Below are 12,781 nucleotides of genomic sequence, written 5' to 3' on the forward strand. Positions count from 1 at the left end.
AAAAATTTTCAATGTTTTTGTTGTTTTTAGTATAAATTCTATTATATTTTCAGTAAATATCTAGCAAATTTATAAAATTTCTCTTAGAGTATTAGCCTGTTTCATCCATTCTCTTAATTCATCATTTTTGTCTAATTGTATCATTTGTTTACATCTCTCTAATTCTTGTTGAAAAAAATCAATAGAACTTAATAAGTTATCTTTATTTTGTAAAAAAATACTTTCCCACATTTGTGGCGATGATTTGGCAATTCTGCTCATACCTTTAAAAGATCCTCCAGCTAAATGAACAATATTTCTTTTATCCTCTTCTTTCATTACAAAATTTGCCAAAGAAAAACTTATAACATGAGGCAAATGAGAAATAATAGCAGCATGATGATCATGGGCTTTACTATCCATAAAAACAATTTTCATCCCTAAATGAGAAAAAATTTCTACTGCTCTTTTTTGATGCAAATCATCAGCTATTTCACTATCGCAAAGAACACAAACTGCATCTTTATAAAGCTCTTTAAAAGCCGCTTTTGGACCTGAATTTTCAGTTCCTGTCATAGGATGAGCAAAAAGAGTTTGTTTGATTAAATTCTTAGGCAAACTTTCTATAATTTTTCTTTTTGTACTTCCAAGCTCTATAATTGTTACATTAGAAGGCAAATCAACTAACTTTTGCAAAATTTCTATAATAGCATTAACAGGAGTTGCGACAAAAATCATATCACATAAAGCTAAATCTTTAAATTCTATAAGCTCATGAATAAGACCTAATCGCAGGGCATCTTTTTCATTTTCTTTACTTAAATCCATACCATAAACACAAGAAATAAGCTTATTTTCTTTCAAACAAAGCCCTAAAGATCCACCCATAAGCCCAAGCCCTATAATTGCTATTTTCATACTTTCTACCTTAGTTTTTTTGTTAAATTTTTTTTGCTATTATACAGCTTTTAATAAAGCTTTAGGTAAAAAATCAATGAAAAAACATCTTATTAGTATTTGTGCTTTAGTTGCTATAGCCAATGCAGCAACCATTAAGGATATTAAATTTATCGGATTAAACCACTTATCAAATACAAGTGCCATAAATATTACAGGGCTTAAAATAGGAGAAGAAATAGATCCTGCAAAAATCAACACTGCTATTCTTAATCTTTATAAACAAAATTATTTCGAAAATATTTCAGTTGAAAACAACAATGGAATTTTGGAAATTATAGTTACTGAAAAACCAACTATAGCAAAGGTTAGTATAACAGGTATAGCTTCAAATGATAGAAAACAAGTTGAAAGTATTTTAGGGATTAAAAGAGGTACGCTACTTGATGAAGGAAGTATAAAAGAAGCTATTGAACGCATTAAAGCTTATTATGAAGCAAAAAGTTATTTTGATACTATTGTAGAATACAAAAAAAAGACTTTAGAAAATACCGATGGGTTAGAGCTTGAATTTATAGTAAATCGTGGTGAAAATATCATTATTGATAATGTTCATTTAAGTGGAGCCAAGAAATTTTCATATTCTGATATAGAACCTTCAATTGTCAATAAAGAAAAAGAATTTATGGGTTGGATGTGGGGACGCAATGATGGAAAATTAAAAGTTTTTGAGCTTAGCAATGATAGTTCAAGAATTGCTGATGAGTACATGAAAAAAGGATATTTAGATGTTCAAGTATCTCCTCCTTATCTTAAAACCTACACAGATACTTATCAAGCAAATTTGACTTATTTTATCAAAGAAGGAAAGCCTTATAAAATTAAAAGTATAAACATAGAAAATCCTTTATTTGATGATAAACAAAATGCACAAACCGTAAAAGATTTAAGATCAAGCGCTGGCAAAACTATCAATATTGAAGACATTAGAAAAGATGTTAAAACCATAGAAACACAAAGTGCTGATTTAGGTTATGCGTTTGTAGAAGTCTATCCTGATATTCAAAAAAATGATCAAACTCAAGAAGCTACTGTTGTATTTAAAGTAATCCCTCATGATAAAGTTTATATAAGAAATGTTATTATTTCAGGAAATTCACGCACTGTAGATCGCGTCATACGCCGAGAATTATATATAACAGAAGGTAATTTATACAATAGAACAGACTTAAGCGAGTCAAAAAATGCTTTAAAAAGAACTTCTTATTTTGACGATGTGAATATCAAAGAAGAAAAAGTTGACGATACACATATTGATTTGATTGTTGATGTTAAAGAAGCTTCTACAGGAGCTATTTCTGGAGGCATTGGCTATGGATCAAGCGATGGTATTTTACTTAATGCTTCTTTATCAGATACAAATATTTTTGGTTCAGGGATAAAAAGCTCTGTAAGCGTAGATAAAAGCGATGATACCTTATCAGGAAGGATTAGTCTCATAAATCCACGCGTTCTTGATAGTCAATATAGCCTAGGTGGAACACTTTATTCAAATGACTATGAATGGGATAATTATTCAGAAAAAAATTACGGCTTTGATATAACAGTTGGACGCCAATTTGCAAGATACTATAATGTAAGCTTAACTTATAATCTTGAACAAAGCGATATTTATCACTTAAGTCCAACTCTTTTAAGAACAGGATATGAACTTGGCAAAAGTATTAAAAGCTCTATAACTCCAGCAATCACCTTTAACAATACAGATGATTATTATCTGCCACGATCAGGTATCATTGCTTCAACTAGTTTAGAATACGCTGGACTTGGCGGAGATCAAGAATTTATTTCATCAAGCTCTAAATTTAACTTTTATCAAGGTTTGCAAGACTATATAGGATATGATCTTATTTATCGCTACAAAGCAAGCTTTTATAAAGTATGGAATGAAGGTTATTTACCAATTAACCAAAGAATTTATTTAGGTGGTATTAGATCGATACGCGGTTTTGAAAGCAGAACGGTAAGTCCTAAAAACCAATGGGGAGATGAAGTGGGAGGAACCATAGCTTTTGCCAATTCCGTAGAACTTAGTTTTCCTTTGATTGATAGAATTAAACTTCGTGGTAGCGTGTTTTTTGATTATGGTATGATAGGACGCAAAAATTTAGATGAAATAAAAAGAATGAGTACAGGTATAGGCATTGAATGGATTACACCAATTGGACCTTTACAACTTGTATTTGCCAAACCTCTTAATGATAAAAAAGGTGATGATACTAACAGTTTTGAATTTAATCTTGGAACACGCTTTTAATGAAAGAATTTTTAGATGCTTGCTTGAATGCAAATTTGCAAATACGCAAGTATCTAAACAATATCCCACAAAATGATCTTAAACTTTGCTCTAAATTAGGCTATGATGAAAATCAAGGCTATGAGCTCGACTTAAAATGTGAACAAATTTTCATAAAATATCTTAGTTGTTTTGGGCAAATTTTTTCTGAAGAAAGTGGCTTGATCGGGAAAGATAACCCAAAACAAATGATTCTTGATCCTTTGGATGGAAGTTCAAATTTTGTTTCTAAAATACCATTTTATGGAACTTCTATAGCTCTCATAGAAAAAGATCAGGCAAAAAGCGCTTTTGTTTGCAATCTTGTCAGTCAAGAAATTTTTGCTTTTAATAACAATCAAGCTTTTAAATCTAATCTTTCCGATCCAAAATACTCACCCTTAACACCTAATCTATTTTCTAAAATAGGTATAGTTGAAAAAATTTCACTTTATCCAGAACTTCTCGATTTTTTAACAAAAAATCAATTAAAATTTCGCTCTTTGGGCGCAACAGCCTTAAGTCTCGCTTATGCTTCGTATTTTAGTTTTGTATTAATTCTTGGAAAAACACGAATTTTTGATACAGTAGCTGCTTTAACAATTCATCAAAATTTATATATAGAAAAAAATGAAAATTTCCTTCTCCTAAGCCAAGACAAGAAAATTTTTGATATAATCTTAGAATTTTTAAAAAATAATTAGGTGAATATATGAATTTTGCAGATATTTTTTCAAAAATAAGAAGACAACAACCTAGCGTTAAAGAAGCTCCAAATCACTGGATAAAATGCCAAAGTTGTCATGCTTTGATGTATTATAAAGAAATAGAATCTTGTTTTAATGTTTGCCCTAAATGTAATTATCACATGAGAATTTCAGCTGATGAACGTATTAAACTTTTAAGCGATGAAGGCAGTTTTATTGAGTATGATGCAAATTTAGAGGCTATAGATCCTTTAAAATTTGTTGATAGCAAATCCTATAAAAAACGCCTTAGCGAAGGTGAAAGTAAAACAGGTAGAAAAAGTTCTGTCATCAGTGGAGAATGTGAAATCAATGGTTTAAAAACCCAACTTGTTGTATTTGATTTTTCTTTTATGGGCGGATCTTTAGGTTCTGTTGAAGGAGAAAAAATCGTTAGAGCTATACAAAGAACCATCACAAGCAAAACTCCTCTTGTCATCGTAAGTGCAAGCGGTGGAGCTAGAATGCAAGAAAGTACTTATTCTTTGATGCAAATGAGCAAAACTAGTGCCGCACTTAAACTTCTTAGCAAAGAAAAACTTCCTTATATTAGCATTTTAACTGATCCTACTATGGGTGGGGTAAGTGCTTCTTTTGCTTGGCTTGGAGATTTAATCATCGCCGAACCTGAAGCTTTAGTAGGTTTTGCTGGTGCAAGAGTTATCAAACAAACTATAGGAGCAGATTTACCTGAAGGCTTTCAAAAAGCAGAGTTCTTGTTAGAACATGGACTTATAGATGCCATAGTTGAAAGAGGAGAACAAAAACAATATCTTAGCGATGTACTAAAATTTTTTAGTGGAAAATAATTTGCAAGTTAATATCTTTTGTATTCAAAAAAGTGATGAATTTAAAACTTGGAGTGAGAAATACTCTAAACTTATTTCTAAATACGCCACTTTAAAAGAAATAAATGTTTTTAATAAAAAAATAGCCTTAGCTCAAAATTTAAATGCCATAGAAGCAAAAAAAAGCTATGAAGAAGCTTTTATGCCTTATAAAAAAGGCTATTGTATCGCTCTTGATGAAAGAGGAAAAGAACTTACAAGTATAGAATTTGCAAAACTCATCCAAGATAAAAATGAATTAAGTTTTTTTATAGGCGGTGCTTATGGTTTAAGAGAAGAATTTAATCAAAGTTTGGATTTTAGACTATCATTAAGCAAACTTACTTTAGCACATCAATTTGTTAAAACCTTACTTTTAGAACAAATTTATCGTGCATTTTGCATCAACAACAATCACCCTTATCACAAATAGAAAGTTTTAAAATGAAAAAAAATGAAATACAAAATTTCAAAAATATTTTAGAAGAAAGAAAAAAAGCCATCTTAGAAAATTTGCAAAGCAATTCAAATGAAATCGAAGCTCTTCACAATAGCGTCCCAAGCGATAGTGTAGATTTTTCTGTCATAGAAACAGGCTCTCAAATTGACTTTGCTATCAGCACCAATCTTAAAGAAGAACTCATAGAAATCGAAGATTCTTTAGATAAAATCAAAAACGGCACTTATGGAATTTGTGAATCTTGCGATGATGAAATCGACTCTCAAAGACTAAAAGTCAAACCTCACGCAAGATATTGTATCACTTGCCGTCAAATTGCAGAACAAGGAAAAAAACATGAAAATTAAACTCTTCTTACTTGCAAGTTTTATTTATATAGCACTTATTTTTGCCTTTGCTTGGCATCTAGAACTAGGAAGCTATACTCTAAATATCAGTACTTATACCTTTGAACTACCTATTATGATATGGCTTGTTATTCCTTTATTTGTTTATATGATTTTAGCCGTTTTACACATAGCATTTTATGGATTTTTGCGTTATTTAAAATTTAAGCATTTTTTTAAAGATGCAGCTAAATTTGAATCTTATACTCAAGATTTACTCCTTGAAAAAGATCTTAAAACCACTTTTCAAACAAAAGAATTTAGAGCTGTAGCGCAACTTTTTAAAACCATAAAAACACATGAAAAAATTCCACACTCAAATAAAATCAACGAAATTTTAGATCTTATTGATGGTTTAAATAAAAACGAATTTTTTAACCTTAGCAAATTTAAACTCGAAAATAACAATGTTTTATATCTGCAAAATGAAAAAAATCATCTCAAAAACGATGCAAATTACGCCTATAGCAAACTTAAAAACCTTAATGAAATCAAAGATGAATTTGAAGAAATTGCTTTTAACACTCTTATAGAAAAAGCTAGTTATGAACAAATTAAAAATGTAAAAATCCCTAAAAAGCCTTCTGAAGTTCTCACACTTATCAAGCGTTTTAAAGAAGGAAATTTAGAACTTAGTGCAGCAGAATACGAAGTTTTACTTTCACACAATATACTAAGCGAAAAAGACTATCTTAACGCAGCAAAACTAAGCACCAAACTTTTAAATCCTGATGCTATTTTAGGAATTTTTAACAAAATTAAAAATGAAAAAAGCGAAGCTTTAAGAGCACATTTATATCTTTTAGCTGAATTTGGACTTTTAGATGAGTTAAGAGAGCAAATTCACAATGATGATAAGAAATTTAATGATTTTAAGGCCTTTTTAGCCTTGCGTGAAAAAAATATCAAAATCAATCTAAACCAACTCATACAATGATAGATTTTAGCAAAAAACCTTTATTTTTAGCTCCTATGGCAGGTTTTTCAGATCTGCCTTTTCGTAATGTAGTAAAAAAATTTGGTGCTGATATTACCATAAGTGAAATGATAAGTTCTAATGCCTTAGTTTATGAAAGTTCTAAAACTCTACATATGCTAGAAAGAGCTGAATTAGAAAATCCTTATATAGTCCAAATTGCAGGCGGAGATAAAGAAGTGCTAAAAAAAGCAGTGCAAATGCTAAATGAAATGGATTTTGTAGATGGGATCGATTTTAATTGCGGTTGCCCTGTAAATAAAGTTGTTAAACAATGCGCTGGCAGTGCTTTGCTAGAAAATTTAGAGCTTTTTAAAAATCTTGTAGGAGTGATTAAAGAAAACAATAAAAAAAGCCTTACAAGTGTGAAATTTCGACTAGGATTTAATGAAAAATATCCTGAAAAAATGGCTAAAATTTGTGAAAGCTTGGGTGTGGATTTTGTAAGTATTCATGGACGCACAAGAAAACAGCTTTATAGCGGAAAAGCCGATTATGAATCCATTGCCAATGCTAAAGCGAGCGTGAAAATTCCTGTGATTGCAAATGGCGATATTAACGCACAAAACGCTAAAGAAGTTTATAAAATCACAAAATGTGATGGACTCATGATAGGGCGTGCAAGCGTAGGAAATCCTTGGATATTTTATGAAATCAAAAGCGGTAAAAGTGTAGATGAAAAACTCAAAAAAGAAATCATACTCACTCATTTTGATGAAATGATAAAACACTACAAAGATCAAGGTGTAAGTATATTTCGCAAGCATTTACACGAGTATTCTAAAGGGCATAAAGACGCTTCAGCCTTTAGAGATGAAGTCAATCGTATCAATGATGCTAAGATAATGCAAGAAAAAATCGAAAATTTTTTCTAAACCCTAGTTTGTCCTATAAGATTATTAAGTCTATCCATTATAGAATCAGCGTAGGAGTTAATGGTGCTAGGTTTTGCTTTCCAGCCATTGGCAATGGCTTGTTTAATTTCAGCATCTAAAGCCCAATTACCCATAGCAGATTCTTTAGGAATGTTATTTTCATACATATATAAATCACCTTCTTCTATGCCACGCTCTGCCCAGTATCTAAAAAAGCTTTTAAAGTCACTTTTACTTGTCATAATACTATCTAAGTGTATGGCTGGACCACTAAAACTCTCTTTAGCCATAGCCCTATTATAAGCTTCTATTGTGGGATTAAGTGTGGTTTTTGGACTCTCAACAGGTTGACCACCTTGAGATTTTAAAAAACTCATAAACAAAGCTTCTTTAGAATAACTTCCATCTTCATTTTGCGGATAAACTGACATATCAGGATTAAATTGCCAATCTTCACCTTTAGAAACATTTTTGATTTCTTCTAAGGATAGACCTAAAGTCTCAGATGATAATCCCTTGATCATACATCCTGAATCAAACCAAATTTCATTAGCTTCTTTTGCTTGTTCAGGGGTTTGATAAACATTTGAAATTAAAGAATTTGAGAAATCTCTTAAGTGGGTGATATTCATTCTATTGCTTGGATCATTAAAGTCCATTGATTGCGTTCCACTTACACCATAACCACTAGGCATAGAATTTATATCTGCTTCACTAAAACTTGTTTTATCATTTGGAAAACTTTGACCTAAAGCATTGGAAAAAGATTATAATATTGTTTTATGGTTTCAGCCATATCGATATTAGTATAATACTCACTTACACCAAAATATTGTTTCATATCTGCAATATAAGGTTCATTTTCAGCAGCTTTTTTAATCTCATCCAAAGTAGATTTATGTATCTTAAAATCTTCAGGTAATCCTGCGGCTTTGTTAAAATCACTTCCCATATAACCATTAGCATCTACTCCATAACCATAAGCTAAAGATACAATATTGCTTGTATCTGCTTGTTTATATTTTAGAGTATAAATAGAGTTTTTAAATTCACTTGATATATCATAATTAGGAGAACTTGTTTTAGTAGCATTATTAATACTAAGGTTAGTATTACTACTATTTGATATATTAGTAGAATTTGAATTATTGCTTAATGCATTGTTGTTACTTAATATTTCACTTCTTGCTAGAGTTTGTGAATTTTTACTTTCTATATCACTTAACTTGCTGGCATTTTGTTTTAAAAAAGCATTAGCAAAACTTATTTTGGAATTTTCTTTACTTTCTTTATTAGCTTTTGCTTGTAAAAGTATAGAACCATAGTTTGAGTTATCATTGATACTAAAGATACTCATATTAATCCCTTAATTTAGATTTTTTTGCCTTCAACCTAAATATATTTATATAAATAATATAAGCAAAATCTGTTCCGTTTTGGGGTAGAGTTATCCCAAAGTCCTTACAATCAAACTTTTAGGTAAATTAAAATGCTCTATAAGTTCTTTCTCTTTTTCTCTCATTTCTCCATTATCATTTTCATGATCAAAACCTAACAAATGAAGCATAGCGTGGATAAAAAGCAAGCTTATTTCTTCTTCATAGCTATGCCCTAACTCTTTAGCCTTTTCTTTTGCCAAATCCACATTGATCACAACAGAACCCAAAGGCAAACTCTCATCGATATTTTCAAGCGGAAAAGAAAGTACATCAGTGGTTTTATCTTGTTTTCTTTGCTCTAAGTTAATTTCTTGCATTTCTTTACTATCCACAAAGACAAGCTCCACATCTTTAGGACTTAAAAAACTTGCTATAGATTCTAAAAAATCACATTTTTCATTACTTAATATCATAAACCTTCCTTAATCAAATGATATAAATTTTCTATTTCTTCATCATCAAAAATCGCACAATTTTTACTGCTATAAAATTGTTTTAGTTTTTTCTCTTCAAACTCAAATCCTAAAGCACATTGAGAATGCGAAGGTAAAAAAGCCCTTAGTAATGTAATGGAATTTTGAATTTTCTCATCACAGGCAAAACAAAAAAAATCTTTATGCAATCTTCCTTCAAATTCCAAAATTTTTAAATAAGCATCAACAATAACACGCTTTGGATTTTGTTTTTCAAACCTTTTCACACACTCATCAAGTAAATCAAAATAAAAACTATCAAGCTCTTCCACATCTTTTAAGTGTCTATATAAAAGACGGATAAATTCTTGCCAAATAAGCATTTTATCCCTTTGCATAATCCATAAAAATCCCAAATGCAATACATCTTTAAGTCTTGGTAAAAAACTAGGATTTTCTTCTAAAGCAAAGTCGATTTTATAGCCGCTTAAAATACTAGAATGTCTAAGTCCATAAAAACGATAAGCCTTAATAAGCATTTTAGGACTTAAAATATAAACGATCAAATCCTCATCTTTAACTTTTTGAGTATGAAGTATAAAGCCTTGCATTAAACAATTTCAATACCATAAGCCCTAAGTATATCAAAAGCGGATTTTTCTAAATTTTCATCAAAACTTGCACTTAAATTTTGGTGTAAAATTATCCTTGCATTAGGCTTAGCGCCAAAAGCTAAAATGATATTACAAAACACACAAATATGAGAAACAAGCCCTGCAAAATGAAGTTCTTCATAATCGCTTTTTTGTATGAAATTAGCTAGTTCTAAGCTACCAAAAGTATTTTTATAAAAAATTTTATGAGCTTTTTGTAAAAAAGGTTCAAATTCCTTTGGCATTTGCCAACCCAAACTCTCTTTAATACAATGTTTTACAGGTAAATTTAAACCTTCTTTACTTTGTAGATAATGCTCATCATGCGTATCATAGGTTAAAAGCAAATGCGTGTTATTAAAATCGATTTGATTTAAGGCTTTAAGAATATTTTCTTTGATTTTTAAAGCCTTATCAAAACCTAAACTTCCATCAATAAAATCATTTTGATAATCCACTAAAACAAAAGCTTTTTTCATGCTTTTATGCCTTTTGAAGCCAAAAACTCTCCGTGTGTAAATTGGCAAAAGCGGTTTTTAAACTTGTAAAAAGCTTAGGATGATCTTTTTCTAAATTTGCTAAAAGCTGTTTAGCTTCTTCTCTAGCGTGGGGGAATTTTACATTTTTTTCGCTGAGTTTCATACCAGGACAAAATTCATTTCCTATCACGCTAAGTTCATTTTGTGTAGCATTATCCCTAAGCTGTCTTTCTCGCACAAAAATCAAAGGGCGTATCACAATTACACCGCGTTTGCTTTGATAAATAGGCGCTAAGGTTCTTAAAGCTCCATTATGAATAAAATTCATAAAAAAGCTTTCTGCTGCATCATCTAAATGATGGGCTATAGCAAGCTTGTTAAAACCTTTTTCAAGAGCGTAAGTATATAAAGCTCCACGACGCATTCTCGAAAAATAACTACAAAAACTTGAATTTTCTCTTATGGTATCGCCTGAAACTTCATAAATATTTGAATCAAGCACGCTATGTTTAATGCCGTGTTCTTCACAATGTGCATGAAGATGAGAATAATCCTCGCCCATGCCATAACTCAAAGTTACCGCTTCAAGTTCAAATTTAAAAGGAGCATGAGCTTGCATACGATTTAAAAGATGGGCTAAAGCCAAAGAATCTTTCCCGCCACTAAGCCCTAAAAGAACCCTATCTCCATCTTTAATAAGTCCAAATTTAGCATTAGCTTGTGCAACTTGGCGTATGAGTTTTTTGCTAAGATTTATCATAATTTCTCGCACATTTTAAGCACAAAATTGGCTGAAATTTTAGCTGAATTGATCACAAATTCATCAAAATCAAATTCAGCCTTTTCCCCTGCTTTATCACTCATAGCTCTTAAGATAAAACAAGGCACCTTTAAAGCATCACAAACCAAAGCCACACTTGCGCCTTCCATTTCACAAGCATCCGCATTGAAAATTTCTCTAATTTTTGCTTTTTTTGCTTCATCGCAAATAAACTCATCACCCGTTGCAATAATACCTGCACGAAGTTTGATATTTAATTCCTTAGCAACTTCTAAAGCAAGATTGTTTAATTTCTCATCGGTTTTGATAAAAATTTCATTACCTGGAACAAAACCCAAAGGATGCCCAAAAGCGGTAATATCAAGATCGTATTGAGCTAATTTTGTTGCGTAAAGCAAATCACCAATTTCAAGTTCAGGATTAAAAGCACCTGCAACTCCTGTAAAAAGCAAAGCTTGTGCGCCAAATTTTTCTATCATCACACTAGCACTAAGAGTAGAATTTACCTTGCCGATTTTAGAATACGCTAAAACAAGTTCATGATTTTTATACTTTGCAAAATAATAAGTATTATTAGCGTGTTCTATTTTTGTATAATCTTTAAGTGTTTCAAGCAAAGGAGTGATTTCTTCACTCATGGCTCCTAAAATTGCTATTTTCATCATATAACCTTTAAAAATTCATCAATATCATTCATATTTGTTAAAGCATAAGTTTCTTTTGAAGTGATTTTTTTATTCAAACCCTTAAGCACGCTTGCACCAAATTCTATGAAATAATCTACTTCATTTTCACATGCCTTAATGCTTTGTTTATAAAGCACAGGAGAGATAAGTTGTGCTTTTAAAAGTTCAAGGGCTTCTTCTTTGCTTGTATAAATTTTAGCATTTGCATTAGAAATTACGGCTTTAAAATTTGGTTTTAACACCTTTTCAAGCTCCACACAAAGCTTAGCTGAAGCATTTTCCAAAAGAGGACAATGACTTGCCACGCTCATATTTAAAAGCATAGCTCTTTTAGCTCCTGCTTCTTTAAATACACTTTCATAACTTGCTAAATCAGGTTTTAAACCTGCTACAACGATTTGTCCATCGCAGTTATAATTTGCAGCGAAAATTTGCTTGTTTTCTTTTTGTGCTTTTTGACAAAGCTCTTCAACCTTTTCATCATCAAGCCCCAAAACCACCATCATACCTGCTTCAACTTTTGCACAATCTTCTTGCATAAAAAGCCCTCTTTTATTGACCAAAGAAAGAGCCTCTAAAAAATCAAAAGCATCATTGACAGCTAAGGCTGAAAATTCTCCCAAAGAATGCCCTAAAGCAAATTTCGAACTTAAATCAGGTTTTTTTTCAAGTAAAACACTATAAGCCATTAAGGAATTTAAAACGATGGCGGGTTGAGTAAATTCACTTTGATTGAGTTTTTCGTTTTCTTCAAAAAGCAAATGTTTAAAATCAATCTTACAAAAATCACTTGCGTTTTGAAGGAGTTCTTTGGCTTTTATAGAGTTTTCATAAAAATCTTTTCCCATG

At 31.0% G+C, this 12,781-nt stretch carries 14 protein-coding genes and 1 pseudogene; 7 read left to right on the forward strand and 8 right to left on the reverse strand.

All coding sequences use genetic code 11. The features are described from left to right. Nucleotides 1-69: 69 nt before the first annotated feature. Complete coding sequence (locus AJ881_RS00080; protein ID WP_002860956.1) at nucleotides 70-897, reverse strand: prephenate dehydrogenase; 828 nt, start codon at nucleotides 895-897, stop codon at nucleotides 70-72. Between the two features lie 76 nt (nucleotides 898-973). On the opposite strand from AJ881_RS00080, the gene bamA reads away from it, so the two are divergent. The 7 genes from bamA to AJ881_RS00115 are packed head-to-tail and all read left to right on the forward strand — an operon-like array spanning nucleotide 974 to nucleotide 7,481. Further along, nucleotides 974-3,193 (forward strand): outer membrane protein assembly factor BamA, encoded by a 2,220-nt coding sequence (gene bamA, locus AJ881_RS00085; protein WP_032603272.1) that lies wholly within the window; start codon nucleotides 974-976, stop codon nucleotides 3,191-3,193. Beyond that, entirely contained in the window at nucleotides 3,193-3,915 is a 723-nt protein-coding gene (locus tag AJ881_RS00090) for an inositol monophosphatase family protein (RefSeq protein ID WP_002860954.1), read from the forward strand. The genes bamA and AJ881_RS00090 overlap by 1 nt, the downstream gene beginning before the upstream one ends. A gap of 8 nt (nucleotides 3,916-3,923) precedes the next feature. Continuing rightward, nucleotides 3,924-4,766: an acetyl-CoA carboxylase, carboxyltransferase subunit beta gene (gene accD, locus AJ881_RS00095; protein ID WP_070282792.1), complete on the forward strand. Its 843-nt coding sequence runs from the start codon at nucleotides 3,924-3,926 to the stop codon at nucleotides 4,764-4,766. Nucleotide 4,767: 1 nt separating this feature from the next. Continuing rightward, on the forward strand, nucleotides 4,768-5,217 hold the full coding sequence (locus AJ881_RS00100) for a 23S rRNA (pseudouridine(1915)-N(3))-methyltransferase RlmH (RefSeq protein ID WP_002867813.1): 450 nt from the start codon (nucleotides 4,768-4,770) through the stop codon (nucleotides 5,215-5,217). An 11-nt stretch (nucleotides 5,218-5,228) separates the two neighbouring features. Beyond that, entirely contained in the window at nucleotides 5,229-5,591 is a 363-nt protein-coding gene (dksA, locus tag AJ881_RS00105) for a molecular chaperone DnaK suppressor DksA (RefSeq protein WP_002851949.1), read from the forward strand. After that, complete coding sequence (locus tag AJ881_RS00110; protein WP_053872323.1) at nucleotides 5,581-6,567, forward strand: hypothetical protein; 987 nt, start codon at nucleotides 5,581-5,583, stop codon at nucleotides 6,565-6,567. The genes dksA and AJ881_RS00110 overlap by 11 nt, the downstream gene beginning before the upstream one ends. After that, complete coding sequence (locus tag AJ881_RS00115; RefSeq protein ID WP_044779835.1) at nucleotides 6,564-7,481, forward strand: tRNA dihydrouridine synthase; 918 nt, start codon at nucleotides 6,564-6,566, stop codon at nucleotides 7,479-7,481. Before AJ881_RS00110 ends, AJ881_RS00115 begins: the two co-directional genes overlap by 4 nt. Here the strand turns inward: AJ881_RS00115 and AJ881_RS09120 are convergent. From AJ881_RS09120 to AJ881_RS00155, 7 genes and pseudogenes are all read right to left on the reverse strand, one after another. Next, nucleotides 7,478-8,838 (reverse strand): annotated as a pseudogene (locus AJ881_RS09120) (Cj0814 family flagellar-dependent secreted protein). The gene AJ881_RS00115 and the pseudogene AJ881_RS09120 overlap by 4 nt on opposite strands. Before the next feature lie 90 nt (nucleotides 8,839-8,928). Then, complete coding sequence (gene ybeY / locus AJ881_RS00130; protein ID WP_070282796.1) at nucleotides 8,929-9,333, reverse strand: rRNA maturation RNase YbeY; 405 nt, start codon at nucleotides 9,331-9,333, stop codon at nucleotides 8,929-8,931. Further along, nucleotides 9,330-9,944, reverse strand: a complete 615-nt coding sequence (recO, locus tag AJ881_RS00135; protein ID WP_002851895.1) for a recombination protein RecO — start codon at nucleotides 9,942-9,944, stop codon at nucleotides 9,330-9,332. The genes ybeY and recO overlap by 4 nt, the downstream gene beginning before the upstream one ends. Then, complete coding sequence (locus AJ881_RS00140; protein ID WP_002785057.1) at nucleotides 9,944-10,465, reverse strand: isochorismatase family cysteine hydrolase; 522 nt, start codon at nucleotides 10,463-10,465, stop codon at nucleotides 9,944-9,946. Before AJ881_RS00140 ends, recO begins: the two co-directional genes overlap by 1 nt. A gap of 4 nt (nucleotides 10,466-10,469) precedes the next feature. Continuing rightward, a complete protein-coding gene (locus tag AJ881_RS00145) occupies nucleotides 10,470-11,225 on the reverse strand; it encodes a tRNA 2-thiocytidine(32) synthetase TtcA (RefSeq protein ID WP_002860947.1) in 756 nt (251 codons plus the stop codon). Beyond that, the gene (gene pfs, locus AJ881_RS00150) at nucleotides 11,222-11,911 is read right to left on the reverse strand and encodes an aminodeoxyfutalosine nucleosidase (RefSeq protein WP_002859787.1); all 690 of its coding nucleotides are present in this window, start codon (nucleotides 11,909-11,911) and stop codon (nucleotides 11,222-11,224) included. The genes AJ881_RS00145 and pfs overlap by 4 nt, the downstream gene beginning before the upstream one ends. Beyond that, the gene (locus AJ881_RS00155; RefSeq protein ID WP_251821814.1) at nucleotides 11,908-12,780 is read right to left on the reverse strand and encodes an ACP S-malonyltransferase; all 873 of its coding nucleotides are present in this window, start codon (nucleotides 12,778-12,780) and stop codon (nucleotides 11,908-11,910) included. Before AJ881_RS00155 ends, pfs begins: the two co-directional genes overlap by 4 nt. Nucleotide 12,781 lies beyond the last annotated feature (1 nt).

The sequence above is a fragment of the Campylobacter sp. BCW_6460 genome, from assembly GCF_001762705.1.
GTDB classification, from domain to species: Bacteria; Campylobacterota; Campylobacteria; order Campylobacterales; family Campylobacteraceae; genus Campylobacter_D; species Campylobacter_D jejuni.

Excerpts from the sequence above, each read along its gene's own strand:
- accD (WP_070282792.1), top strand. The coding sequence starts at position 3,924 with ATGAATTTTGCAGATATTTTTTCAAAAATAAGAAGACAACAACCTAGC.
- AJ881_RS00145 (WP_002860947.1), bottom strand. The coding sequence starts at position 11,225 with ATGATAAATCTTAGCAAAAAACTCATACGCCAAGTTGCACAAGCTAAT.
- AJ881_RS00115 (WP_044779835.1), top strand. The coding sequence starts at position 6,564 with ATGATAGATTTTAGCAAAAAACCTTTATTTTTAGCTCCTATGGCAGGT.
- recO (WP_002851895.1), bottom strand. The coding sequence starts at position 9,944 with ATGCAAGGCTTTATACTTCATACTCAAAAAGTTAAAGATGAGGATTTG.
- AJ881_RS00140 (WP_002785057.1), bottom strand. The coding sequence starts at position 10,465 with ATGAAAAAAGCTTTTGTTTTAGTGGATTATCAAAATGATTTTATTGAT.
- ybeY (WP_070282796.1), bottom strand. The coding sequence starts at position 9,333 with ATGATATTAAGTAATGAAAAATGTGATTTTTTAGAATCTATAGCAAGT.
- AJ881_RS00110 (WP_053872323.1), top strand. The coding sequence starts at position 5,581 with ATGAAAATTAAACTCTTCTTACTTGCAAGTTTTATTTATATAGCACTT.
- AJ881_RS00155 (WP_251821814.1), bottom strand. The coding sequence starts at position 12,780 with ATGGGAAAAGATTTTTATGAAAACTCTATAAAAGCCAAAGAACTCCTT.
- pfs (WP_002859787.1), bottom strand. The coding sequence starts at position 11,911 with ATGATGAAAATAGCAATTTTAGGAGCCATGAGTGAAGAAATCACTCCT.
- bamA (WP_032603272.1), top strand. The coding sequence starts at position 974 with ATGAAAAAACATCTTATTAGTATTTGTGCTTTAGTTGCTATAGCCAAT.
- AJ881_RS00080 (WP_002860956.1), bottom strand. The coding sequence starts at position 897 with ATGAAAATAGCAATTATAGGGCTTGGGCTTATGGGTGGATCTTTAGGG.
- AJ881_RS00090 (WP_002860954.1), top strand. The coding sequence starts at position 3,193 with ATGAAAGAATTTTTAGATGCTTGCTTGAATGCAAATTTGCAAATACGC.
- dksA (WP_002851949.1), top strand. The coding sequence starts at position 5,229 with ATGAAAAAAAATGAAATACAAAATTTCAAAAATATTTTAGAAGAAAGA.